Origin of the sequence: Buttiauxella sp. JUb87, assembly GCF_004361975.1 — a bacterium.
GTDB classification, from domain to species: Bacteria; Pseudomonadota; Gammaproteobacteria; order Enterobacterales; family Enterobacteriaceae; genus Buttiauxella; species Buttiauxella ferragutiae.
In genome coordinates this window covers 274,166-298,283 of the sequence record NZ_SNVY01000003.1, presented here as the reverse complement: position 1 = coordinate 298,283, position 24,118 = coordinate 274,166, and the positions used below count along the sequence as shown (strand labels likewise).

21 protein-coding genes are annotated in these 24,118 nt (G+C 50.7%); 8 read left to right on the top strand and 13 right to left on the bottom strand.

Features of this window, described 5'->3' with window-relative positions:
• Positions 1–334 precede the first annotated feature (334 nt).
• Genes EC843_RS13450 through EC843_RS13430 form a run of 5 tightly spaced genes read right to left on the bottom strand, consistent with a single transcriptional unit; the run spans position 335 to position 5,515 of the window.
• Positions 335–760: an ion channel gene (locus tag EC843_RS13450; RefSeq protein ID WP_064548843.1), complete on the bottom strand. Its 426-nt coding sequence runs from the start codon at positions 758–760 to the stop codon at positions 335–337.
• A gap of 1 nt (position 761) precedes the next feature.
• Positions 762–1,784 carry a DUF2955 domain-containing protein gene (locus tag EC843_RS13445; RefSeq protein WP_133522388.1) on the bottom strand — a complete coding sequence of 341 codons (1,023 nt, stop codon included), beginning with the start codon at positions 1,782–1,784 and terminating at the stop codon, positions 762–764.
• An 11-nt stretch (positions 1,785–1,795) separates the two neighbouring features.
• The gene (locus tag EC843_RS13440) at positions 1,796–2,890 is read right to left on the bottom strand and encodes an HlyD family secretion protein (protein ID WP_064548847.1); all 1,095 of its coding nucleotides are present in this window, start codon (positions 2,888–2,890) and stop codon (positions 1,796–1,798) included.
• Positions 2,887–4,410, bottom strand: a complete 1,524-nt coding sequence (locus tag EC843_RS13435; protein ID WP_064548849.1) for a TolC family protein — start codon at positions 4,408–4,410, stop codon at positions 2,887–2,889. Before EC843_RS13435 ends, EC843_RS13440 begins: the two co-directional genes overlap by 4 nt.
• Entirely contained in the window at positions 4,400–5,515 is a 1,116-nt protein-coding gene (locus tag EC843_RS13430; RefSeq protein WP_064549019.1) for an AI-2E family transporter, read from the bottom strand. Before EC843_RS13430 ends, EC843_RS13435 begins: the two co-directional genes overlap by 11 nt.
• A 1,023-nt stretch (positions 5,516–6,538) precedes the next feature.
• On the opposite strand from EC843_RS13430, the gene yahO reads away from it, so the two are divergent.
• Positions 6,539–6,817: a DUF1471 family periplasmic protein YahO gene (yahO, locus tag EC843_RS13425; RefSeq protein WP_064549020.1), complete on the top strand. Its 279-nt coding sequence runs from the start codon at positions 6,539–6,541 to the stop codon at positions 6,815–6,817.
• 219 nt (positions 6,818–7,036) lie between these two features.
• A complete protein-coding gene (locus tag EC843_RS13420) occupies positions 7,037–8,497 on the top strand; it encodes a TrkH family potassium uptake protein (RefSeq protein WP_064548851.1) in 1,461 nt (486 codons plus the stop codon).
• A gap of 83 nt (positions 8,498–8,580) precedes the next feature.
• Here EC843_RS13420 and EC843_RS13415 read toward each other — a convergent pair whose 3' ends face one another.
• The 7 genes from EC843_RS13415 to EC843_RS13385 all read right to left on the bottom strand — a co-directional run bounded on the left by EC843_RS13415 (position 8,581) and on the right by EC843_RS13385 (position 17,067).
• Entirely contained in the window at positions 8,581–9,969 is a 1,389-nt protein-coding gene (locus EC843_RS13415; protein WP_121814146.1) for an amidohydrolase family protein, read from the bottom strand.
• Positions 9,970–9,984: 15 nt separating this feature from the next.
• Complete coding sequence (locus EC843_RS13410) at positions 9,985–10,935, bottom strand: carbamate kinase family protein (RefSeq protein ID WP_064548855.1); 951 nt, start codon at positions 10,933–10,935, stop codon at positions 9,985–9,987.
• Positions 10,936–11,045: 110 nt separating this feature from the next.
• On the bottom strand, positions 11,046–12,584 hold the full coding sequence (locus EC843_RS13405) for a hypothetical protein (protein WP_064548857.1): 1,539 nt from the start codon (positions 12,582–12,584) through the stop codon (positions 11,046–11,048).
• An 11-nt stretch (positions 12,585–12,595) separates the two neighbouring features.
• A complete protein-coding gene (locus EC843_RS13400; protein WP_133522387.1) occupies positions 12,596–14,008 on the bottom strand; it encodes a DUF1116 domain-containing protein in 1,413 nt (470 codons plus the stop codon).
• The gene (fdrA, locus tag EC843_RS13395) at positions 14,005–15,555 is read right to left on the bottom strand and encodes an acyl-CoA synthetase FdrA (protein WP_133522386.1); all 1,551 of its coding nucleotides are present in this window, start codon (positions 15,553–15,555) and stop codon (positions 14,005–14,007) included. Before fdrA ends, EC843_RS13400 begins: the two co-directional genes overlap by 4 nt.
• Positions 15,533–16,336, bottom strand: coding sequence for a DUF2877 domain-containing protein (locus EC843_RS13390; RefSeq protein ID WP_083963453.1), 804 nt, complete (start codon positions 16,334–16,336; stop codon positions 15,533–15,535). Before EC843_RS13390 ends, fdrA begins: the two co-directional genes overlap by 23 nt.
• 125 nt (positions 16,337–16,461) lie before the next feature.
• Entirely contained in the window at positions 16,462–17,067 is a 606-nt protein-coding gene (locus EC843_RS13385; protein WP_121814147.1) for an ankyrin repeat domain-containing protein, read from the bottom strand.
• Positions 17,068–17,516: 449 nt separating this feature from the next.
• On the opposite strand from EC843_RS13385, the gene EC843_RS13380 reads away from it, so the two are divergent.
• Positions 17,517–18,446, top strand: coding sequence for a LysR substrate-binding domain-containing protein (locus EC843_RS13380; RefSeq protein WP_064548865.1), 930 nt, complete (start codon positions 17,517–17,519; stop codon positions 18,444–18,446).
• 83 nt (positions 18,447–18,529) lie between these two features.
• The gene (locus EC843_RS13375; RefSeq protein WP_064549024.1) at positions 18,530–18,784 is read left to right on the top strand and encodes a DUF1158 domain-containing protein; all 255 of its coding nucleotides are present in this window, start codon (positions 18,530–18,532) and stop codon (positions 18,782–18,784) included.
• 58 nt (positions 18,785–18,842) lie between these two features.
• Here EC843_RS13375 and EC843_RS13370 read toward each other — a convergent pair whose 3' ends face one another.
• The gene (locus tag EC843_RS13370) at positions 18,843–20,090 is read right to left on the bottom strand and encodes a mechanosensitive ion channel family protein (protein WP_133522385.1); all 1,248 of its coding nucleotides are present in this window, start codon (positions 20,088–20,090) and stop codon (positions 18,843–18,845) included.
• A gap of 242 nt (positions 20,091–20,332) precedes the next feature.
• Here EC843_RS13370 and EC843_RS13365 point away from each other — a divergent pair, with 242 nt between their 5' ends.
• From EC843_RS13365 to EC843_RS13350, 4 genes are all read left to right on the top strand, one after another.
• Positions 20,333–21,451: a YbdK family carboxylate-amine ligase gene (locus EC843_RS13365; protein ID WP_064548869.1), complete on the top strand. Its 1,119-nt coding sequence runs from the start codon at positions 20,333–20,335 to the stop codon at positions 21,449–21,451.
• Positions 21,452–21,679: 228 nt separating this feature from the next.
• The gene (locus tag EC843_RS13360) at positions 21,680–22,246 is read left to right on the top strand and encodes a LuxR C-terminal-related transcriptional regulator (protein ID WP_133522384.1); all 567 of its coding nucleotides are present in this window, start codon (positions 21,680–21,682) and stop codon (positions 22,244–22,246) included.
• 227 nt (positions 22,247–22,473) lie between these two features.
• Positions 22,474–22,881 (top strand): cupin domain-containing protein, encoded by a 408-nt coding sequence (locus EC843_RS13355; RefSeq protein ID WP_064548872.1) that lies wholly within the window; start codon positions 22,474–22,476, stop codon positions 22,879–22,881.
• A 72-nt stretch (positions 22,882–22,953) separates the two neighbouring features.
• The gene (locus EC843_RS13350) at positions 22,954–24,009 is read left to right on the top strand and encodes an NAD(P)-dependent alcohol dehydrogenase (RefSeq protein WP_064548874.1); all 1,056 of its coding nucleotides are present in this window, start codon (positions 22,954–22,956) and stop codon (positions 24,007–24,009) included.
• The last annotated feature ends 109 nt before the right edge of the window (positions 24,010–24,118 follow it).

The following is a 24,118-nucleotide window of genomic DNA, read 5'->3' as shown; positions in this document are numbered from 1 at the left end:
AAATTAAACAACAATATGGACAATCAGTCGCCAGATGAATTTAGCGAGCGCAGTATACCTGAAAAGTGAATTAATTTACATTCTGGCCACAGGGCTAGTGTGGTTATTTAAAGAAAATTCAATATCTGTTTTAAAATATCAAAAATCAAACACAGAAAAATAAACAATTAATATCAATGAGTTACACAACAAAAAAGGTATGAAACTCGACATTCAATTAATCGTTATAATTTCAATAAATAAGGGGTGAGGAAGCGGGGGTTTTATTGCAGATATCGATGAAGATGTTCTCTTCATCGATATTGTTTTTCAAAGCGAAACGTCGATAATTAAATTATGCAGAGTGCCCAAATTGCTTGCGAATATGATGCTGTAAAACCGCCAACATACTGGCACCAGACAAACCAATCATCAGCGCACCATTTACCGCTTCCAGTGGGCCTAACAACTTCCATTCCGCGCTCATCACGATGTCACCATATCCCAGCGTGGCGAAGTTAACGCCCGAATGGTAAACGGCTTCTTGCAGGGTGGAAAACTCCCCCAGCCACAGGAACAACATTCCCCAGAGCATGATTTGCAGCAGGTTGCCGATCAGGACAATCATAATGATGCCGAACAGCGCCAGCACTCCAGCCACCATCCCCTCGCGCTGGTGAAAATGTTTGATATAAAAGCGAATACAACCGATAGACACCCACGACTGCAACAACATATTCAGCAGGATGACAGGCATCCCGGTCAGTAAAACCAGTAACATATTAATCTCCAGGGGTGGCTTCCACCGCAGGCCGGCCACTCGGGTGCCAGCGCTCAAGAATCACAACACATGCCCAACCGTAGAGGGCAACCGCAACATACAAAGAACAACGCATGGCCGATGCCAGCCAGACATCTTTGCCGGAAGCGCTATCCTGAATGGCCGGGCCAAACAGGATGAGACAGGTTATCCAGGCGTTACTCCAGAAAGATGGCGTGAACCGGTTAGCCACCAGCCGCACCATGCGGCGTGCAACCCACAGGCTGACCAGCGCCAGCCAAAGCACCAACATCAACAGCGATGGCCAAATACTCAGCCCGAACCACAACACCACCGCCAACACCGCCCCCATCAGAGTCGAAAACACCAACTCTCTCCCCACCTGTTTGGCGGACAGCGTGTTGGTTTGCTGTGCCAGCATCACGGTTTTCATGACTGCCGGGATATAGAAAGCAGGATTGCTCAGGGCCAGAAGCCAGACGGGCATGACAATCAGCACCGCGCGAAAGGCCAACTGGTGCGGCGACTCAGGAGGCAGCACCACTTTCGCAGCCGCAGCCGGAGTGGGATGCGGCGGAAAGAGTGCCAGCGCAAAGCGGTTTACCACGGTGCCAATGATGATGCCCAGCCCCATCATCTGGGCTATGCCAATGGCTAGCGACTGTTCAATCAGACCGGCGATCGGAATGACGGTAAGTGCGGTAGTCAGTAACATTGCCTGGGTGCCTTTTCCCGCCAGCCCCATCAGCATCAGCAGATAAAGCAGCAAGGCAGTGAACAGCAGTGCAGGCATCGGATAGTGCGTCAGCAAAGGCACCATCAATACCCCACCAATCATGGTCGCCATTAGCACCACGCCAACGACAATCCCCTTTTTGATCGGTAACGGTTTGCCCTGGCACAGCACAATCCACGCCATGATGACCCCAAGATGGGGCATCGGTAGCGCCAGCCCATAACAGACCAGCGCCGCAACGGCGGTTCCGCTGCTAATTCTCAGTACCGCGCGATCTCCGTTATGCATGGTGCAGCACCTTAGTAGATATACGAGAAGAGGCTCATAAACCGTATGTAGATGCTACCTAAGAAGCTCATCAGGCCACTGCCATTGGCGTACACCAGCACATCGACTTGCCCACCCACCCGCAAACCTTCAACCGGTGGCAGGTCATCTTTAGAGAAGGCAATCTTCACCGGGAAACGCTGCGCCTGACGCAACCAATCGCGGTTATTGTCGACAGTTGGCAGCACGCCCGCAGGCTGGCTTTGCGCCGCACTAACGCCATAACCGATACTGCGTACCTGCCCTTTGAAGATATGCCCTGGCATACTGTCGAGCAGGATCGCCACTTCAGCACCCGGCTTCACATTGCCAATGTTGTTCTCCGTCATGTCGGCGCTAATCCAGACATCGTTAATCGCCACCAGCGTCATCACTGGTGCACCTGCACCAAGGAACTGGCCGATGTCAGTGCGCAGATCTGTCACCAGGCCTGGGTTGGTGGCAATGACTACGGTATTTTTGCGATCCAACTCGGCTTTGCGCACCGCAGAGCGAGCACTCAGAAGTTGTGAGTTGTTTTCACCGGCAATACCTGCGGCTTCAGTGGCACGGCGTAAATCGGCAGCCGCAGCCGCCATCTGGCTACGCGCGGTTTCACGAGTGGCTTGTGCGACTTCAAGACGGCGCACTGAAATCGTGCCGGGGTCTTCGCGGTACAGTCGTTCCTGGCGCTCAGCATCTTTGGCAGCATTCTGATAAGCCGCTGTCGCCGCTTGCAAACCCGCTTTGGCGGCGGCAATCGTTTCATTGTTAGCCTTGACCGAACTGAGCACGGTTTCATAGTCCGAGCGCGCTTTTGCCAGCGCGATGTCGTAAGGCTCAGGATCAAGTTCAAACAGCGGATCGCCTGGTGCCACCCGCTGGTTGTCCTTCACATACACTTTCTGGATCTGGCCGGAAACCTCGGCAGAGATTGGGATCACAAACGCCTGAATTCTGGCCTGCGAGGTATAGGGCGTGAGCCTGTCCGCCGCTAAATACCAGCAAAGCAGTAAAACGATCACGCCGAGCAGAGTGAAGACTCCGCGACGACTGGCTTTTCCCGCCGGGGATGAGGGTTCGGTCATTGCTGTTTACCTTCTTTAGAATCAGTTGCTGCAGGCAGAGGGGCATCAAGCAGAGGAACCCAGTCATCACGCTCACGTAAGTGGGCGTCTGTGGCTGAGTCAACCAATGGACGCTGACGCCCTTTTTCCCAACCGCCACCCAGTGCTTTGTAGAGGGTGATCAGATCACGCATCAGAGCACCCCGGCTGTTCACCAGACGTTCCTGTTGATTGAACAAGGCTCTTTGCGAATCCAGCACGCGCTGGAAGTCGGCCATCCCCTCACGATATTGCGTATTGGCGATATCCAGAGAACGGTTCGCCGCCTCCCCCGTTTGGGTCAGCAACTCGATTTCATCTTTGTCATTGGCATAGGCGACGGCGGCATCGTCAACTTCACGCGCGGCCTGGAATACGGTATCGCGATAGCGTTCGTGCAGTTGCAGGAAGCGGGCATCTTGCACCAGTACCTGGTTGCCCAGCCGCCCCTGGTCCAGCAGGTTCCAGCTGAACGTTGGCCCCGCAGCCCAGGACAGCGTGCTGCTGTCGCCATTACGCCCGTTAATCCCGACACTACCGATAAGCGAAATGGAAGGATAAAGTTCGCTTTCTGCCACACCGATTAGCGCCGACTGCGCAGCCAGTTGATTTTCGGCAACTCGCACATCAGGACGACGGCGTAACAAGTCGGCAGGTAGTTCGGAAACCAGCGCCAGATTGCCTTGCGGCAGCTCGCCAGTATTGGTCGCCATTTCTGGTAGCGGGCCTGGTTTGCGCGCCAGCAATACGCTCAAGGCGTTCTGGCTTTGACGCAGGCTAGTTTCAAGTTGCGGAATGCTGGAAAGAGTCGACAAGTATTGAGTTTTCGCTTGTTGCACATCCAGCTCGGCACTGTTACCGCTGAGGAATAGCTTTTCGGTAATCTCGAGGCTACGCCGCTGAATTTTGGCGTTGCTCTGCGTGATATCTAACCGCGCTTCAAGCGTACGGATGTTCACATAAATCTGTGCCACCTGTGCGGCCATCAGCACTTGAATGTCATCGTACTGCGCAAGGGTTGCGAAGTAGCTCGCATCGGCAGATTCAACGCCGCGCTGGAACTTACCCCAAAAATCAATTTCCCAGCCCAGGTTGAAACCTGCGCCATAGGTGGTGCTGGAAATGTAGCGGTTATCACGACGCTGGCCGCCAGTAATCACCTCGCCAGTACCAATGGTCGCCTGCGGGCCAAGTAAGCTCTCGGCAATCCCTAGTTGGGCGCGGGATTCTAACAGCCGCAGCCCGGCGATTTTCACGTCAGGGTTCTTGCGTAAAGCTTCGTTAATCAGCGCCGTCAGCGTCGGATCGTTGAGTTGGATCCACCACTGGTCGTAGTTCTGCGAGGATGTCCTGGAAGACATGCCTTTAGTTGTAGGTTGCCATTGGTTCATTTCCGGAACCTGTGGGGTTTTATAATCAGGCCCCAAAACAGTACACGCGGACAAGACCAGGCAGGCGCCCCCTGCTAACAGGGAGCGCCCAAAGCGACAATCATCGAGCATCTGTTCCGCTCACCGCCGCGCCATCTGGACCCTGGTTGACCCAGGCCATAAAGATACGATAACCAATGGACAGCAAGGTCGCACCAACGAACATGCCGAGGATCCCACTGGCTGCCATGCCTCCCAACGCACCCAACAGCACCACTGGCATCGGCGCATCTACACCGCGTCCCAGCAATAATGGTTTGAGCACGTTATCTGCCATACCCGCAATCACCAGCAGCACGGAGAAGATGATATTCATCACCGTACCGTTATCGCCGGTCATCCACATAATGGCGATAGCCGGAGCCGTCACCAGGATGACAGGAACCTGTGCGATACCCAGAATAAGCGCCAGGACAAAGAAGATCCCCACTGCAGGAATACCGGCAATCGCCATCACGACACCTGCCAGCAATGCCTGAATGAAGGCCACACCAATAACCCCCATCGCAACGGCACGAATGGTACTGGTACACAGTTTGGTCAATGCCATGCCGCGGCGTTCATCGGTGATACGCATAGCAATGCGTTCAGCACTCCTTGCACCCGGCGCACCCCAGGCCATCATGATACCGGCCACGATGAAGGAGAAGACAAAACCGATTAACCCACCACCCATACTAGCCAGCACACCAACAACCTGCTTGGTGATATCCCCTAACTGCGGGCGATAGTTGTTGATAAGGCCAGGTAAATCCGTCGAGGCTTTGCTCCACAATGCGTGAACTTTGCCACCGACCACAGGAATAGAAGCGACGTCAGCGGAAGGTGCCGGGATAACCAGGCTATCGCTGGTGGCTTTATCCACAACGCTACTTACGCTATCACCCAAAGAGCTGACCATGGCAACGGTTGGTGCCACGATCAACAACACGCCCAGTAATACCAGTACCGTTGCAGCCCTGCCTTGTTTTTCCCCCATTCGAGCTGCAAAACGCTGATGCAGCGGATACAGCGTGACCGCCAAAATTAGCGCCCACAGCAACATATTCATGAAAGGTGAAATGATAGTAAAACAGAAGGAACCTAGTGCCAGGATAAGACCGAGCTTGATGAACATATCCAGAAATCTGGCAACCAGTCTTTTCTCGACGACGGTGGATAGTTCGTTATTTTCCATGATGAGGTTATTCCAATTAATAGTGACCACGTAGTTATCCTGGCCGGACACAATAAAGGCAGGCCAGCCGACAACTGGTATTGCAATAAAATAGGTGAGTGTTATTACAGTAATAAGAATCAACTCAATAATGATTGAATTCATTCCACTATTTCCATGATAGAACAATCAGGCATTCTTGCAAAGAATGGAGCAGCAAGGATGAATGAACAGTTTAATATCTAATAACAAAGATAAAAAACCATTCAATATAATCGTATTTGCATTTCCCAGTAGCATTAACAACGAGACTTAAAACAATAATGCAGCGTTAAATCCTGTATGTAACCACTTGTTTAATGGTATGTGTTATGTAAGCAGTTGTAATACTCTCAAATCCGATAAAAATACTACTAAAGAATTAGCCCAATAGCATTTACCGCCCAACATACATAAGCGTTATATGGCATGTAATAGCTAATAAATTTGCCTTAAGGATAGATAAAAAGTGGCATTGAGCAGGCAAACTCAAACAATAGAATTACTTACCTCATTCCATTAGCAGGGTAATTAAAATTACCACCAGTAGCACATAACAATGCAATTTGTTTTTTATTTTTAATTAAACATTAATTATCTGGATTAAAATAAATTTATTATTTAGGAATTTTCATGGTGCCAACAATAAACACTGACTCGCCAACTCTACAGTAAATCTAATGCATTGCCGCAGGTTGCTGATGAACATATTCTTCTGGAAACTTTAAAAAGTGCATTCTAATGCTGCTGGCGCTCATCCTCCCTATAACTGCTCTTCGCAGGTCGCGTTAGCGCTAGCAACACCCGACAAGACCAGCATAAATGATTGTAGGTTTCTATTTTTACACCAAAATATCCGCTTTTCGGGGTGGCGAAATACGAAATCCTCGACCATAGTCTTAGGGTAGGGATTGCATTTTTTACTCTAAATAGACAACGCTGCAGGCAAACCTGCAACGGGAGCTATCAAGAGTCTATCTACCATTATCAAAGATGAGGTTTTTCATGAAGATAGCTAAGGGTATTTTGGTAGCATTAACTTTGGGTGCAGTATCATTCGGTGCAGTTTCAGCAGAGTTGCTGACGAAAGAAGCTTATAACGACCACAAAGATCAGTATGTGAAAGTCGGGACAATCACCACCAGTGGTGAAATGTCACCGAGCGACGCTAAAGACGAGTTGTCTAAGAAAGCGGATGCTCTGGGCGGCAAGTTCTATGTTGTCACCTCTGCGGACACCGAGAATAAAATTCACGGTACTGCGGACGTGTATAACAAGAAGTAATCACCGCTTCAGCTAATTAAGAATGGGCAACCACCGTGTTGCTCATTCTGTCCCACCCCAGTCCTTCTGCACAATAAACAACCATACGAATGCTCTCGTTAGCCATTCATTTCAAACTTCCGAATCTGCTTTGTCGCCAGATTCCCCCAAAATACCCTATACTTTGCCATCCGTACCTGATTGATATACCTGAATAACACAGGTATTTGGGTTTATCTGATGTATATATCAACCCGTTTTAGAATTGTGATCCACCTCTGCGCTTTTTTGGTGGTGCTCTACAGTTTGACCATGATTCCCCCCATGTTGCTGGCATTGATTGAGAAAGATCGCAGCCTGTTTGGTTTTCTTTATACGTTTATCATCACTTTTACGCTGGGAAGCATTGGCTGGGGATTAACCGGGCGCACAAATATACAGCTCGAAACACGTGATGGATTTATCATCATCGTGTTGTTTTGGCTGCTTTTTTCTCTTATCAGTGCAATGCCGCTATGGCTTGATGACAGCTACAATGTGTCGCTTGCCGATGCCATCTTTGAAGGTGTTTCGGGGATTACCACCACCGGAGCCTCTGTTTTTCACGATGTCTCAAGTTTGCCGAAATCGATTCTCTATTATCGCGCACAGCTCAATTTCGTTGGCGGTTTAGGGGTTATCGTGCTGGCCGTTGCGGTGCTGCCGCTGCTCGGTATTGGGGGGATGAAACTTTATCAGTCCGAAATGCCTGGGCCATTTAAAGAAGAACGCCTCACCCCTCGCCTTGCTGATACCGCGAAAAGCCTGTGGCTGACTTACTTGCTATTGGGCGGTACTTGTACCCTTGCCTTCTGGCTGGCGGGAATGCCTTTATTTGATTCGCTTTGTCACGGCCTTTCTACCGTGTCACTTGGCGGGTTCTCGACCCAAACAGACAGTATTGGTTTCTACAACAGCTACGCCATTGAACTGGTTGCTGGCGGGTTTTCGTTACTTTCGGCGATAAACTTTACGCTCTATTTTGTGGCGCTATCCCGCCGCAGCATTACCCCATTTATCAAGAGTGCTGAGCTGCGATTCTTCCTGATGATCGCCAGTATTGTCATTCTGATTATTACCCTGGAAGTGTGGCGAGCAGGTATGTACTCCTTGCCTGCGTCCTTCGTACACGCCTTTTTCCTCACCAGTTCGATGATTACCGACAACGGCCTGGCGACGGCGGATTATGCGTCCTGGCCGGTACACACCATCGTTTTGCTGTTGTCAGCCAGTTTTTTTGGCGGCTGTGTGGGGTCTACCTGCGGTGGGATTAAAGCGCTGCGTTTCCTGGTGCTATTTAAGCAAAGCCGCCATGAAGTCCATCAACTGGCACACCCGCGCGCCATTATGAGTATTCGTGTCGGGAACTCACCGGTGAACGACCGGGTATTGCGCTCGGTCTGGAGCTTTTTCTTCCTTTATGTGGTGTGCACCTGCTTCTTTATTTGGATGCTCAACTTACAGGGATATGACCTGTTAACCTCTTTCGCCACTGTTGCGGCCTGTATTAACAACATGGGATTAGGTTTTGGCGAGACCGCGGCAGGTTTTGGGACGCTAAGCGATAGCGCTAAATATTTGATGTGCGCCGCGATGTTATTGGGCCGACTTGAGATTTACCCGGTGCTGATTTTGTTCTCGAGGACGTTCTGGAGGAGTTAATTATCAGACAGAACGGGCGCTTATCCACCCTACAAACCCCATTCTGGGGTAGGTTGGATAAGCGCCAGCGTCATCCGACAAAATTACACGCTAAGCTCACCCCACACCAAATTGCCTTTATGGAATGTGGCTGTGCGTGGCGAGATACGTGCGACGGCTTCAGCGGAACACGAGGCGTCCACGAGCACGAAGCTGGCTTCATCTTGCGCTTTCGGCCACACGCGTTCGCCCCTGTCGTTTAGCGGCAGCACGTTGCCGGTGGCAATCGCCAGTGAACGGGAAAGATTCACTTCACTCACGCGCATATAGAGCTGTGCATACAGGTTGGCTTTTTCCAGCATGTCGCCCAGGCCATACGGCGACCAGTGGTCGATAACACTGTCAGTGCCGGTCATCACAAACACGCCCTTTTCTTGTAACTTTTTGAGCGGCATGTGCATAGTGCCAATCGGCACCGTTGAAGCGATGGTGATTTGCTGTGCGGCCATGCGCGTGGCAATTGCATCCACTTCTTGTTCGTTCATCACCGCCAGTGCAAACGCATGGCTGATGGTCAGCTTGCCTTTCAGCTCTGGGGTTTTCTCCACCGTTTCCACCATGTATTTCACCGCCGCAATGCCCGCAGGGCTGGTTTCATGCAGGTGAATATCAACGCCTTTTTTGTAGTCGATGGCTATCTGGAACATGGTATCTAACGATTTTTCCATCGCGCCGTCGACGTTGGTCGGGTCAAGCCCACCAACGTAGTGCGCGCCCGCTTGCATTGCGTCACGCATCAGTTGAACGGAGTTGGAATGCAGCAAACCGTGTTGCGGGAATGCGACAATTTCACAACTAAAGCCCGCTTTGCGACGCTCCAGAACCGCTTGCAGATTCTCCAGGTTCTTTAACCCGGAAACCGGCTCGACGTTGCAATGGCTACGCGCAATGGTCGAGCCTTTCGACTGAATCAAATCAATCAGCTTTTCTGCCCGTTCCTGAGTGACCGGTTGCAGTTCCGGTAGCAGTTTTTGCTCAAGGGCAATCATATCGAGGATGGTGGTGCCCGCCGGGCGGTTATGCACACGCCACGGGCCGCCGTAAAAGGTCTTATCAAGGTGGATGTGCATGTCGCGCATCGCAGGCAGCAGCAATTTTCCCGAAGCATCATAGTGCGCAAGCGTGGCGTCCGGATGTTGTTTATTTGCGAGCAATGCCGCAATAACGCCGTCTTTGATTTCGAGTGTTTTTAGCTCAGTTTCGGTGCCCACCACATTCTGCCCGTCGCGGCGGAACCCGGCTTCCAGCAGAACGTTGTCGAGGTAATAGTGCGATTCTTTAATGGCGCTCATGCGATTGCCCGTCTCACAGGTTGTGGATGCTGGTTTTGCAGCATACGCCATGGAGCCCGTCGCGCCAAAGAGTGCGCAGGCGGCGGCAACTTTGCCGCTGCTGCTTAAAAATTCACGACGACTTTTTTCTGCATTATTCATCGAATTCTCCCGCTATTAAGCATTAACAATATGAGTCCCGGTTTCGCCACGCAGAGCTGCGGGTAATTTTTCAGGAGTGGTGATAATCACCCGTTTGCCGCCATTGCGCAGGAACGCCAGGCTTGCGGTAATTTTCGGTAGCATACTTCCCGGAGGGAAATGCCCTTCTTCGCTAAAACGCGCCATCTGCTCAACCGTCACTTCGTCTAATGCACGCTGTTCCGGTTTGCCGAAGTGAATGCACACTTTCGCAACACCGGTGGTGATGACTAAGATGTCAGCCTTCACTTCGCGTGCCAGTAGAGCCGTAGAGAGATCTTTGTCGATGACTGCATCCACGCTCTGGTAATCGCCCTGTGCGGTGCGAATCACCGGAATACCGCCGCCGCCCGCACCAATCACCACAAACCCTTGTTTAATCAGCGCACTGATGGCATCCGCTTCGACAATGCGCAGCGGTTCAGGTGACGCCACCACGCGACGGTATCCGCGCCCGGAATCCTCCACAAATTGCCAGTCAGGATGCGCAACTTTCAGCGCTTCGCACTGCGGTTCGCTAAAGAACGCGCCAATTGGTTTGGTTGGATGAGTGAAATTAGGATCATTGGGATCGACTTCCACCTGAGTGATCACGGTGACCGCTTTCTTGTCGCCGTGTTTCCCCAGCTGGTTATTCAACGCTTGCTGAATCAGATAGCCGATGCCGCCTTGGGTATCCGCCACGCAGTTAGCCAGCGGCGTGAGCGGCAAGCCTTCTTTCTCATGGGCAATCTCTGCGCGGCGCAGATCCAGCCCCACCTGCGGGCCATTGCCGTGGGTCAGCACAATATCGTAGTCCGATGAGAGCATTTCCAGCACGGTTTGCGCGACTTCTTTGACGGCAATTTGCTGATGTTCAACCGACTGGCTGGCATTGTCTTTGATGATGCTGTTGCCGCCAATCGCCACTACCACGAGTTGTTTCATTATTTTTATCCTTTAGGGTACGGACGCCCTCACCCCGGCCCTCTCCCCCTGGAGAGGGAGAAAACCGGACAATTCCCTCTCCAGGGGAGAGGCTAGGGTGAGGGGGAGTATTAAACGGAAGTCGCAACCTCAGACGCCGCTTCACGCCTGTCCAGCACATGCTTCACCACAAACATTGCGCCCATCATCAAATATGCGGTGACAAACATCAGCGAACTGCCCTGTGCGAAGCCGACAATCGGCGCGTGAATCACACCAAACAACGCCAGCAATGCGCCGACGGCTGCCGCAATTGCGCCGCGTAACGGCTTGTTGATAATGGCGAAGATAGCCACGCAACCCCACAACATACTGGCGAGCGGTGCGCCGTTGCCCAAATGTACCAGGCCTTGATAAAACACGCCTTTATGCGCCAGGGTCTCAAAGCCGATTTTCGCCGCCGACGTCCCTGCCGCCGCCATCACGCTATTCACCATGGTCAGCGCCCAGTTGGCTATCCACGGGAACAGGCAGATGAAGATAACCGGCACCTCTATTTTCGGCGTTTCGCGCACCACCTGGTTGGCGGTCACTACGCCGATAAACACCAGAATCGGTACAATCGCGGTCATCGGAATAATGGCGAGCATGAACGCGCCGAGGCCAAACAACGGCACGATAAACATCGTCACACCGGACGCCAGCGTATAGCCAATGCTCGCACCCATCGCTTTCCAGCCAGCATGGCCGACGTATACCGTGACCGGGAACGGATTCCCCATCAGGCAGCCAAGCGTGGAGGCCAGGCCGTTGGTCAGCATCACTTTGCGGGTGTTATATTCATCACCTGCCGCGTGGGCGCTCTCGATGTTTTCCAGGTCAAAAATGTAGTTCGCCAGCCCCAACGGAACCGCCGACGCCAGATAAGGCAACGCGTGCGGCAATCCTTGCAGGAAGCTATCAACATGAATCGACGGTGGGTTAAAGCCGAATGATGACATCGATGCTTTGATGGCTTCCGGACTTTGCAGGCCAGAAACCCACGCCAGCGCAGTACCAGCAATCAGCAGTAATAAACCCGTTGGAATTCGAGCAAAAATCGGTTTTTTGCCAAACCAGTTGATGAAGATAAGCAGCAGTACGATGAAGGAAACCGTTGGCGCTTCAAATGCCTGCAGCATTGGGTTCATGGCCAGCAGCAACAAACCTAAGCCCGACAAACACGACAGCAGCACGGTACGCGGGATCATCTTGCGGATGGTTTCGCCGAGGAACGAACCGCCCACCAGAATCATCGCTTCAACAAAGCACCACACCAGGCCAATCTGAATGGCAAATTCGGCATCGCCGGTTTGCTGATAGACCGGCATCAGCACCAAAAATGTCACGGTAAAAATCGACGGCGCACTTGGCCCGGAAGGCAGCGCGGTCACGTCTTTACGCCCTGTCTCCTTCGCCAGTTGCAAACCAAACCACGCATAACACACGCTGGCGACTAGTACCGCCATCCCGAAGGCTGGCGCAATACGCCCATAAACAATTTCAGTAGGAATACCGACGACAAAAATCAGTAACCCCATCATGGTCAGCAAGTTGGTCAGGTTGTTGGTCATTAACCCGAAGTAAGCTGCCCAGTCACCACGTTTCCACTCCAGCTTTATGCTTTTCATCGCTGTTTCCCTCAGAAAGAGTAACGCTCGCTAAAGGCGAGCAGAGCCTTCTCAAAACATTCAAACGGCGGATGCACAATCCCGGCGCCAATCATGCCAATACCCGCGTCTTTGTGGGCAATGGCGGTGTTGATCACCGGCAGAATGCCGCTGTCGCCCACCCGCGTAATATCAATGGCAGTCGGGATACCCATAAACGACAACAACGGGATCGTGACATTAGGGTTTTCACCGAGCGTTATCTCGCGCATCTGGCGCGAGAAATCGATGGCTTCATCCACCGTGCCACCCACCAGTGCAACAATGGCCGGAGCCGTTGCCATAGCAAATCCACCAATGCCGTAGGTTTCAGTAATTGCGCTGTCGCCAATATCGAGGCCAGAATCGGCAGGCTTATAACCGGCAAACATCGGGCCGATCACTTGCTGTGCCGGGCCGGTAAACCAGTGCCCAGGCAGGCCGCTGACGCGCAGGCCAAACTCAAAACCGTTACGCGCCATGGTGGTGACCACGGTGCTGTATTCGATGCCGTGTGCCGCGTCCATTGCCGCCTTGCACATCGCCATCCACGTCGGGCCGGAGAAGTAGTCACTGCTGGCGACAAAATCGAACACCTCTTTTTGCTGCGTCACAGTGAAGTTGGTTTGAATAATCCACGGCGTCAGCGCCTGAATCAGCAACGTGGTGCCCGCGTTGTTGCGGTTGTGGCACTCGTCGCCCATATGCAGCGCTTGCGCCAGCATCAAACGCAGGTCGATTTCACCGGCGAGCTTCATCGCATCACGCAGCATTGGGCCAAGTACATCGCGCATCCAGTTCAGACGGTCGATTACGCTCTGGTCGTTGGCCCCCATGCGCAAGATCTTCGCCATCTGCTCGCTGAGGTTGGTATACGCGCGATTGCCGTAAGTTTTGTTCTCAACGATGTGCATAAACATTGAGGCAGACGTCACGCCCGCCATCGAGCCCACGCAGTCGTGTTCGTGGCAAGGCGAGAAGATGATTTCACCGGAAGCGGCGAGTGTCGCGGCTTCATCGAGGTTTGCCGCCAGCCCTTCAAATACCAGTGCGCCAGTAACCGCGCCTTTCATCGCGCCACACATATCTTCCCAGGCGACAGGCGGCCCGGCGTGCAAAATGGTGTTGCGCGTCATGCCGGGAACAACGTTAATCGCCTGGTCATAACCGACCAAAACAGGCTGCGACTGAATAATGCGTTCAACGGCCAGCTTGTTGGCCGCCGCTACTTTTTCCGTAAGCCCTGGCGCGGCAATAGTATCCAGCGCTTTCACCACGGCGAGATTGCCCTGCCCCGGCGGTGTCCAGTCCAGTTGCGTGACGGGGACGTTCTGCTTTTTCAAATCGTCGCTAAACATCGCAATGCCGACGTTAATCACGTTCAGCGGTTGGTTGAACAGACTCATTGTGCTTTCTCCTTGCAGACAAACTCACGCGCCAGCAGACCGGTGTTGGTGCTGCTGCTTGCCCAGATAACACCTGCATCGGTCAGCATCTGGCACTGCTGTGCAAGCGAAGGGGTATCTAAATCGGTGCCCAGCACGTAGCCGAGAATTTCCAGATGCCGCCCGTCGCGTGCGGCAATGGCTTTCGCTTCTTTGATTGCATCGAGCATCACGCCGACCGGGTTTTCATGCGAGCCGTAACCGAGCACGAAATCCATCGCAATCACGCCCACCTGCGGGTCACGCGCTTCCTGCAACAGGCGGCTGATGCGGTTGGTTGGGTCAATCATCGGGTGCGGTTTGCCGTTGGTGAAATCGTCATCGCCGAAATCGAGGAAGGTGTGAGCAACGCTGACATTCACGTCTTTAAGGCGATATTCCGGGTTGGGCTGAATATTGCTGTAAACGTCCGGGTATTTTTCCAGTGCCGCGAACATCGCTTCGTCGCACAAGGTGCCGCCGCAGAACAGCGCACGAATGTATTTCTGCTCGGGCTTCAGGCGTGCGCGCACTTCTTCAATCAGCGGCCAGTTGAGCGGATGTAAATCGAGTGACTCTTTTTTGATACCGGTCAGCAGAACGGCTTTCAGCGCCGCCTCTTTGGTGGCGCGAGCAAACTGTAAACCGGGTTCATCTTCACGGGCGTCTTTGGTGCCAAGGAAGCAGACCACTACTGGCTTGCGGCACGCTTTCGCCCGCTCCAGCACTTTACGCGCCACGGATTCAGCAGGCGGCTTAGAAACCAGCACAATCACTTCCGTTTGCGTGTCATCTTCCAGCATCCCTATCGCATCGAGCATCATGATGCCGCCGATTTTCTCGCTTAAGTCACGCCCGCCGGTGCCAATAAGCTGGGAAACACCGCCGCCAAACTCATGAATACGCACGCTTAATTCCTGGCTGCCGGTACCAGATGCGCCAACAATACCAATCGAGCCACGGCGCACCGCGTTGCCAAAGCACAACGCCGCGCCATTGATAATCGCCGTACCGCAATCCGGCCCCATCATCAGCAGACCTTTGCTATGAGCGAGTTGTTTCAGTGCCAGTTCGTCATCTAAAGAAACGTTATCGGAAAACAGCATCACGTTGAGATTGTTTGCCAGTGCCTGGCGCGCTTCGCGGGCGGCAAATGCACCGTTGACGGAAATTACCGCGAGGTTACTTTCAGGGACGTTGTTATGTGCGCTGGCAATCGTGGCATAGCGTGCTTCGTGACGAGAACCGCCGCTGTCTTTGCGGGTGAACAACCCTTCGATGGCTTCAAGCGTGGCAACGTTCGCCGCATCGCTCGCCCCTTTGATAACGATCATCAGGTCGCCATTTTTGGCCTGTTCCAGTTCATCATTTAACAAGCCGAGGTTTTTCAGCACCCCTTTGTTCATCTCGGTGGCCATCGCTACAAACGCCTGTTCAACCCCGTCAAGCTGGTTAGCTTTGGTTGAAATAGACATCAGTGAGACAGAATCAAAATAGGTATTCTTTTTAATCACAATCCTGGTTGACATGATTTCCTCCGTCAGGTCGGGTCATCGCGAAGGCGTCCGCCATGCCGCAAAGCATGTCGCATCCTGAACTTGACCCTATTTTTTTAATTTCATTAATAAACTGCTGAATAGGTTTTTGCTCACCATTAATTACGTGATAAAGAAACTCGTGAATACTTTCACGGAAACGTTGTTCAATGGCTTCGCGCAGCGTAATAACACTGAGCAATGTTGTTTTATTTTTTCTTCGTGCTAATACAGAAATAAATAGCGAGCGATAATGTTGCGCCGGATGCCCGTCAATAAATAACACCGCACTTAACCCCGCGAGATAATCATCTCCGGACGGCGTCAACCCAACTCCCAACCCCAGCAATGCGGTCATTTCATTTTCAATCGCGGAACAGTTTCCTTCCTGTAGCGCTAAAATAAGTTTCGCCCGATGCAATTGCAGTAAACGGCTCATTTCCTGATAAAAAATATTATCGCTGCGAAAATAAAATAACGACGAACTGTGTTTCACACTGGCCTGGATGATTTGTGCAACAGTTTGCCAGTCTATTTCCTGTATTCGTTGTGGGTTTAAATAAAGTGCATCGGGTTGCCAGCGTGTGCAGCGTGATAAATCGATGCGTTTATCGTCGCCAATATCAATGCCACTACGGTGAAAATTGACCCGTTCACCGGGCTGGAAGAAAGGCTGGCAATGCTTAAGTGCTAAACGGCAGCTGTTTGGCGCGTTATCACAATCGATGCTCAACAAGGTGAACATCTGTTGCTGTTCTGGGAAGTGAATATTCACCGCCCTGGAGAACACCTGCTCAACATATCCATTTGTCAGAACAGAGTTTAGAAACGCGCTATCTGCCGTTTGAGCAAAGAAACACTGCCGCTGAATATAGCCTGCGATAGTGCATCTCCTGTGTTTTATGCTCCGGCTTTCACCAGCAGTTCGGCAATCTCGTGGTAACCTTTTTCACGCGCCAGCGTCAGTGGGGATTTGCCGTATTTATCGGTCATGTGCGGGTTAGCGCCATGCTCAAGAAGTAGCTTGACGATCTCTTGCTGTTTAGCACCGCCGTCATTCAGCACAATGGCTTCGAGCAACGGTGTCCAGCCAACAAAGTTAGTGTGGTTGACATTAATTTCAGTGCGCGTCACTAATTCACGGACAATTTCAACATGACCTTTTTCACTGGCCGGGGTAATACCCACACCACCAAAGCGAGATAAACAGTTCAGGTCTGGATTAGCCGGTAAAATTAAACGCAGCAACGTTAAGTCATTATTCAGGCAACTTAACAGGAAGGGGTTAAAACAGGTTTGGTCTTGCTTATTAACATCCGCACCCGCTGAGATTAAATACTCAACGCAATCATATTTCTTATGCAAGCTGGCGAGTGTAATTGCGGTGCGCCCCTGACGGTTTGTGGCATTAATATCCACCCCATCATTAAGACATTGTTTTATATTTTCCAGCTGGCCATGTTCGGCGGCATTTAGAAATTCGGCAATCAGTTCTTTCTGAGACATATCCATACTCCGATACTTTGCTATTGCTGATGAACTGAGAATAGCAACACTCAAGTCGCTTTAACATCCGTTTAAAAATCATTCATCGTTAATGACAACATTATTGAATTAAACTCAACAATGTGAGAAAAATGTGGGTTAGCGCAATCTTTTACCTATGATAAAACCTGTTTCTGATGGCTTTAGTCCCCACTGGCGAGCGTGCCACGAGGCCTTGCCAAACGCGGGGAAAATGGGATTGAAGAAGTGTGATACTCTTCAAATCAGTTGTAACGGCAGTGTTAAATATGGTTCAAGACTGGGGTGCGGATCATAAGGATTACAAATACATTCAACAATAGAGTTGGGTGGGTGTCGGATGACGCTTCGCTTATCCGATCTACGAAATGGGTTGTTGTAGGGTGGATAAGCACAGCGTCATCCACCAAAAGGACACAGTGGAGCGGCACATGAATTCCATTTTTACCGAAGAGAACCTGCTTGCCTTTACCACCGCAGCGCGGCTTTCAAGCTTTAGCAAGGCGGCCGTAGAGTTAGATGTCACCACGTCGGCCATCAGTTACACCATTAAAAGAATCGAGACTTACCTGGACGTGGTGCTGTTTGTGCGTAACACGCGCAGCATCGAATTAACCGAATCCGGGTACTATTTCTATCGCAAAGCCACCGAGTTGCTGAATGACTTTCATGCCATCAAGCGCGGCGTCGATACCATTTCTCAAGGGATTGAGGTCAAGGTTCGTATCTGTATTAATCAGTTACTCTACACCCCACGCCACACCGCAAAGCTGCTGCAAATTCTCAAAAAACAGTTCCCGACCTGCCTGATTACTATTACCACCGAGGTGTACAACGGCGTCTGGGACGCGATTATTAATAACCAGGCTAATATCGCGATTGGCGCACCAGATACGCTGTTGGATGGCGGCGGTATCGACTACACCGAAATTGGCGCGATCCGCTGGGAGTTCGCCATCGCCCCGACTCACCCGCTGGCGTTTATGCCGGAGCCGATTGCTGAAAGCCAGTTGCGCCTGTATCCGAATATCATGGTGGAAGACACCGCACTGACGCTGAATAAAAAAGTGGGCTGGCTCCTGCACGGCCAGGAAGCGATTCTGGTGCCGGACTTTAATACCAAATGCCAGTGCCAAATTCTGGGTGAAGGTGTGGGTTTTTTGCCTGATTATATGGTGCGTGAAGCACAGGAAAGTGGCCTGTTAGTCACCAAGCAGATAAGCAACCCGCGCCAGGATTCGCGAATGCTGCTCGCCACTCAGCACGCGGCAACCGGCCAGGTGACACGGTGGATTAAAAAACAGTTTGCGCCAGGTGGGTTGCTGACGGAGATTTATCGCGACTTGTTGTATCGGGAATGAACAAAGGGCGATTTGAAACAGCGGTAATTTTCCCGGACAATGTGTTTTTGCCTGTGTTTTTAACCCCCCGGCGTAACCATGACATGAAACACCCTCTTGAAGCCCTGATGAGTGCTGGCGGCATCTTACTGCTGGCCTTTTTGTCTTGCCTGCTGCTACCTGCTCCAGCGCTGACTATCGAGTTGGCACAAAAACTTATCAAGATGTTCCATTTGCTGGATATGAACCAACTCTACACCATCATCTTTTGCCTGTGGTTTCTGGCGTTAGGTGCGGTTGAGTATTTCGTGATTCGCTTTATCTGGCGACGTTGGTTTTCGATTGACCGGGAAGCGTAGCGCCATCTGGCATTTTTTTGGTGGATGACGCTATCGCTTATCCACCCTACGAAATAGATTAGTTTTTCATCACCGTGACAATCGAACGAATATCGTTACCGGTCGGTGCCTGATGTATCCGCAAACCGAACTGATCAACCACAGCAAATATATGCTCAAAAATATCAGCCTGAATGGATTCATATTCCAGCCATGCGACAGTGTTAGTAAAAGCATAAATCTCTATTGGCAGACCTTCTGCACCCGGCGCTAACTGGCGCACCATTAATGTCATGTCTTTGCGAATGCGCGGGTGGTTTTGCAGATATTCGGTCAGATAAACCCGGAATGTCCCGACGTTAGTCATGCTGCGCGCATTCAGTACTGAAACCCCATCACTATTATGCGTACGGTTATAGTCTGCAATTTCCTTACTCCGCGAATCGATATAAGGCTTTAATAGTCTCGCCTTCATTAAATGTTCTATTTCATCGGTAGAAAGAAAATGAATACTGGTGGTATCGATATTAATACTACGCTTAATACGACGGCCACCTGATTGCGACATACCGCTCCAGTTTTTAAAAGCATCAGAAACCAAAGCATAGGTGGGAATAGTGGTAATTGTATTATCCCAGTTACGGACTTTCACGGTGGTCAGGCCGATATCAGTTACCGCGCCATCGGCACCATACTTGGGCATTTCCAGCCAGTCGCCGAGCTTTAACATGCGGTTGGCTGAAAGCTGAATACCGGCAACCAGGCCCAGAATCGGGTCTTTAAACACCAACATCAGTACCGCCGCCATGGCACCCAGGCCGCTGATTAAGATGGCGGGTGACTGCCCAATAATACGCGAGACAATCATGATACCAATGATAATCGAGGCGATCAGTTTCACCCCCTGGAATATTCCCTTCAGCGGAATATCTGAGGTAATAGTAAATTTCTGTGAGAAATTATAAATCACATCCAGCAAGGAGAATAATGACAGCAACGAGTAGAGCATAATCCACAGTTGCGCACAGATAATCAGTATCTGGCTAACATCACTGCCTTTCTGCAACCACAATACCGCCTGAATATTGACAATAATCCCTTGCAAGGTGAGTGCAAGCCGATGAAATAATTTGTTTTCGGTGATAAGTTGCAGCCATAAATGCTGGCTGGAGTTTGCACGTCGTTCAAACGTCCGCAGAACAATTCTATGGAGAATAAAATGCACCGCTAATGAAAATATAAAGATAATTCCCAGAACCACTAATATCGAAGTGGTCGGATCAAGGGCAATACCAAAAGTACTTAAAAATGAAACCAAATCTTTCATAATAACTCCTTCATAAACGACACATATAATGCGGGGTCATAAATTCATCTGCAACCATTATTGCAGTTTTAACTCACTGAATATTCTTTACAATATTTTCATTGCATTGATATGAAAGATAATTCTTAAGCTAAAATAATAGCGACATATACCCACATAAATTTAGAGGGTGAAGACCAAACGGCTGACTATACTAAACGCACGAATGCACTCAGTGCGGGTGCCAAAAACGAGATGACCGTATGCCGCTAAGTGATTTTGTCCATTCTGAGCCATACACCCTTGGTATTGAGCTGGAATTGCAAATAATCAATCCGCCAACCAACGACCTCAGCCAGGATTCTTCGCTGCTGATTGACTCGCTAAAAGGCGTGGTGACCGAAGGCGAAGTCAAACATGACATCACCGAAAGCATGCTGGAAATTGCCACCGGAGTCTGCGCTGATATCGGCGAGGCATTTTCCCAGTTATCTGGTTTGCGCCAACACGTCCTGCACTCTGCCAGCCAACATCATCTGACTATTTGCGGCGGCGGCACACATCCGTTTCAAAAATGGCAGCGCCAGGAAGTATGTCAAAGCGAACGCTATAACCAGACGCTGGAGCTATTCGGTTATTTAATGAAACAGGCCACAGTTTTTGGCCAACACGTGCATGTCGGCTGCGAAAATGAAGAAGACGCTATCTATTTATTGCATGGTTTATCGCGCTTTGTTCCTCATGTTATCGCCCTTTCCGCCTCGTCACCCTATATTCAGGGCGGGGATACGACTTATGCTTCATCACGGCTGAATATTTTCTCGGCGTTTCCGGACAACGGCCCGGCCCCGTTTGTTAGCGACTGGCAAGAGTTTAAATGGATGTACCAACGACTCGAGTCCAGCGGCATCGTTCAGTCGATGAAAGACCTGCACTGGGATATTCGCCCCAGCCCAAATTTTGGCACCATAGAAGTACGCGTGATGGATACACCTTTGACTATCACTCGTGCGGTCAACATTGCCGGTTTTATTCAGGCGCTGGCGCATTGGCTGCTGAGCGAACGTCCTTTCGTTCCGCGTTCCGAAGATTATCTGCTGTACCGCTTCAACCGTTTTCAGGCCAGCCGCTTTGGCTTTGAAGGGAAACTGACTGATGTGCGCTGCGGTGAGCAACGCACGCTGGCAGAAGATATTTTACCCCTGCTTGATACTCTCGCCCCCTATGCAGCACAACTTCAGGCGACCTCTGCTTTAGAAGCGATAGAAGGTTATGTACGCAGAAATGACAGTGACACCCGTCGTATCCGCCAATTTATTAGCGAAGGTGGACTGTTAACTGAGTTGATACGCAAGCATTGTGAAATTTGGGCAACTGATTAATTTTTTTCTGATTTAATACTTTGCAGCATTATTATTATGCGCAAAGTTATTGAGATATAAATAAATTCAGCACCCATTAATTATCACTTAATTAATGCTTACTATTTCCGGCAATTTACTTCATGAATAGACATGCTAAAGTCGTTCTCAATAACGCCCCTACCATTTAGAACGGAAAGTAATAACTTACCGTGATAGTGCCAAGTATTTGTTAAAAGGATTTACAGCATGAACAACTCAGCAAATTGCGTAATGAAAAACATTTATATTCTGAGTGATAATTGTTTTTTACTACCTGGTGTGAAGCATCTATTGTCAACCCTTGACCAACAAGACGTTACGTTCAGCGTTAATCACATTGCGAACAATAATCTCCACTGCTTTTTTGAAGCGTTAAAAGAGCAGGAGGATGATGCTAATACGGTTAACTATTTTATCGCTGAAAAGCAGGTATTTTATATTTTGAAGTCTAATAATAAATCTCCGGCGGGCATCATCATCCCACCGACAGTTAATTTGGATGAACTGCGTAAGATCCTGCTGAAATGTAATGAAAAAGAGACACTCCTGAATTCTGATTTTTACTATCGTAATACGCATTCACACCGTGAAGTTGAAGTGGTATCGATGTTGCTGGAAGGTATTCAACCTAAAAATATCGCAAACAAGTTAGGGATCTCGATTAAAACGGTGAGCCATCACAAGCAAATCGCGATTAAGAAAAGTGGTTTCTCAAACTTTAATGAGTACTACCTGCGTAATTTGACTATTAATCCTTTCATTCCGCATCACTGATCGTTTCCTCTTCCCAACCCTCCTCCACCTTTGGGGGAGGAACGGCCTCACTCTCCATTCATGAATCCAGCTCATAGTGCCATTCTTATTTAGCAGGCTAATCTACAAATTCCCGCAGTGTTAGAGTTTCATTTTCGGATAACACGGCAAGCCTGAACGAGTTTCCTATACTTCAGAGTCATGTTGTCCATTTAACCTCGGCAGCACATGCCGAAGTGGAGGAGAAAATGGAAGAAAAATTGAAAATCACCCCTGCGGGATCTCAGCCATCACAATCTGGTCCGGAAAGTTACTTCACAGGAAGAGTCCGTATTGATGCCCCTTTCCAGACCACGCCGCCCGCGCGTACCGGCGGAGCAACCGTCACTTTTGAACCCGGCGCTCGTACTGCCTGGCACACCCATCCACTGGGCCAAACCCTGATCATCACGCACGGTCATGGCTGGCTACAGGAATGGGGTGCTGGAATTCGTGAAATAAACCAGGGTGATGTTGTCTGGATCCCGGAAGGCATCAAACACTGGCACGGCGCAACGCCTGATAACGCCATGACCCACATCGCGATTGCTGAGTCGCTCAATGGCAGCCCCGTTGAGTGGATGGAACACGTTAGCGACGATCAGTACAAAAAGTAAAACGGCGAATTTCGTCAACTCCCTCACCGCCCGCCGCATGGCGGGTCGCGACATTTCACCCGGAGAAATACCATGACGATGAAAGTGCTCGGTTATGCGGCGCAGTCTGCAGAGGTTCCCCTTGCTCCATTCGAATTTATCCGACGCTCACCGCGTCCTGATGATGTAGTCATTGAAGTGATGTATTGCGGCGTGTGCCACTCAGACCTCCACCAGGCGCGCAACGACTGGGGTTTCAGCCAGTATCCGTTAGTGCCAGGCCATGAAGTCGTCGGTCGCGTGGCTTCCGTGGGCAGCAACGTGACGAAATTCAAGCCGGGCGATTACGCCGGAATCGGCTGCATGGTGGATTCTTGTCGCACCTGCCATCCGTGTCAGGAAGGGCTGGAGCAGTATTGCGAAGAAGGTAACATACAGACTTACAATGGTGTAGACCGCCATGACCACCAGCCCACGTATGGCGGCTATTCACAAGCCATTGTCGCCTCTGAAGATTTTGTGCTGAAAATGCCGCAAGGGATGGACCTGAAAGGCGCGGCACCGTTGCTGTGTGCCGGTATCACCACCTGGTCGCCGCTGCGCCACTGGAATGTGGGTAAAGGGAGTAAGGTCGCGGTGGTTGGGCTGGGCGGCCTGGGTCACATGGCGTTGAAACTGGCTAACGCGATGGGTGCGGAAGTCACCCTGTTCACCCGTTCGGCCAGCAAAGAGGCGGATGCTCGCCGCTTAGGGGCGCACCACATTGTACTTTCTACCGATGACGCGCAGATGGCGTCAGTCCACAACCAGTTCGATTTGATTATCGACACGGTGCCTTACGCCCACGACATCAACCCCTATATGCCAACGCTGACGCTGGACGGAACCCTGGTGTATGTCGGGTTGTTGGGCAGTATTGAGCCACCCGTGAGCACCTTGCCGCTGATTCTGGGGCGTCGTTCCGTTGCCGGTTCCTGCATTGGCGGCATCAAAGAAACCCAGGAGATGCTGGATTTCTGCGGCGAACACGGAATCGTGTCGGATATCGAAATGGTCAACATTGCGGATATTAACGAAGCCTATGAGCGAATGCTGAAAAGCGATGTGAAGTACCGTTTTGTGATTGATATGGCGTCGCTGAAAGCCTGATATTCGCGCCCTCTCTGGCTACTGAGAGGGCGTCTTAATCTTTATTTTTCCCATCATCTATATTTTTAACAATTCATCCATTCCATGTACAATCGCGCAACAATAATCA

What these genes read in the sequence shown, in the direction of transcription:
- EC843_RS13450 (WP_064548843.1), bottom strand. Translation starts at nt 760, where the DNA reads ATGTTACTGGTTTTACTGACCGGGATGCCTGTCATCCTGCTGAATATG.
- EC843_RS13445 (WP_133522388.1), bottom strand. Translation starts at nt 1,784, where the DNA reads ATGCATAACGGAGATCGCGCGGTACTGAGAATTAGCAGCGGAACCGCC.
- EC843_RS13440 (WP_064548847.1), bottom strand. Translation starts at nt 2,890, where the DNA reads ATGACCGAACCCTCATCCCCGGCGGGAAAAGCCAGTCGTCGCGGAGTC.
- EC843_RS13435 (WP_064548849.1), bottom strand. Translation starts at nt 4,410, where the DNA reads ATGCTCGATGATTGTCGCTTTGGGCGCTCCCTGTTAGCAGGGGGCGCC.
- EC843_RS13430 (WP_064549019.1), bottom strand. Translation starts at nt 5,515, where the DNA reads ATGGAAAATAACGAACTATCCACCGTCGTCGAGAAAAGACTGGTTGCC.
- yahO (WP_064549020.1), top strand. Translation starts at nt 6,539, where the DNA reads ATGAAGATAGCTAAGGGTATTTTGGTAGCATTAACTTTGGGTGCAGTA.
- EC843_RS13420 (WP_064548851.1), top strand. Translation starts at nt 7,037, where the DNA reads ATGTATATATCAACCCGTTTTAGAATTGTGATCCACCTCTGCGCTTTT.
- EC843_RS13415 (WP_121814146.1), bottom strand. Translation starts at nt 9,969, where the DNA reads ATGAATAATGCAGAAAAAAGTCGTCGTGAATTTTTAAGCAGCAGCGGC.
- EC843_RS13410 (WP_064548855.1), bottom strand. Translation starts at nt 10,935, where the DNA reads ATGAAACAACTCGTGGTAGTGGCGATTGGCGGCAACAGCATCATCAAA.
- EC843_RS13405 (WP_064548857.1), bottom strand. Translation starts at nt 12,584, where the DNA reads ATGAAAAGCATAAAGCTGGAGTGGAAACGTGGTGACTGGGCAGCTTAC.
- EC843_RS13400 (WP_133522387.1), bottom strand. Translation starts at nt 14,008, where the DNA reads ATGAGTCTGTTCAACCAACCGCTGAACGTGATTAACGTCGGCATTGCG.
- fdrA (WP_133522386.1), bottom strand. Translation starts at nt 15,555, where the DNA reads ATGTCAACCAGGATTGTGATTAAAAAGAATACCTATTTTGATTCTGTC.
- EC843_RS13385 (WP_121814147.1), bottom strand. Translation starts at nt 17,067, where the DNA reads ATGTCTCAGAAAGAACTGATTGCCGAATTTCTAAATGCCGCCGAACAT.
- EC843_RS13380 (WP_064548865.1), top strand. Translation starts at nt 17,517, where the DNA reads ATGAATTCCATTTTTACCGAAGAGAACCTGCTTGCCTTTACCACCGCA.
- EC843_RS13375 (WP_064549024.1), top strand. Translation starts at nt 18,530, where the DNA reads ATGAAACACCCTCTTGAAGCCCTGATGAGTGCTGGCGGCATCTTACTG.
- EC843_RS13370 (WP_133522385.1), bottom strand. Translation starts at nt 20,090, where the DNA reads ATGAAAGATTTGGTTTCATTTTTAAGTACTTTTGGTATTGCCCTTGAT.
- EC843_RS13365 (WP_064548869.1), top strand. Translation starts at nt 20,333, where the DNA reads ATGCCGCTAAGTGATTTTGTCCATTCTGAGCCATACACCCTTGGTATT.
- EC843_RS13360 (WP_133522384.1), top strand. Translation starts at nt 21,680, where the DNA reads ATGAACAACTCAGCAAATTGCGTAATGAAAAACATTTATATTCTGAGT.
- EC843_RS13355 (WP_064548872.1), top strand. Translation starts at nt 22,474, where the DNA reads ATGGAAGAAAAATTGAAAATCACCCCTGCGGGATCTCAGCCATCACAA.
- EC843_RS13350 (WP_064548874.1), top strand. Translation starts at nt 22,954, where the DNA reads ATGACGATGAAAGTGCTCGGTTATGCGGCGCAGTCTGCAGAGGTTCCC.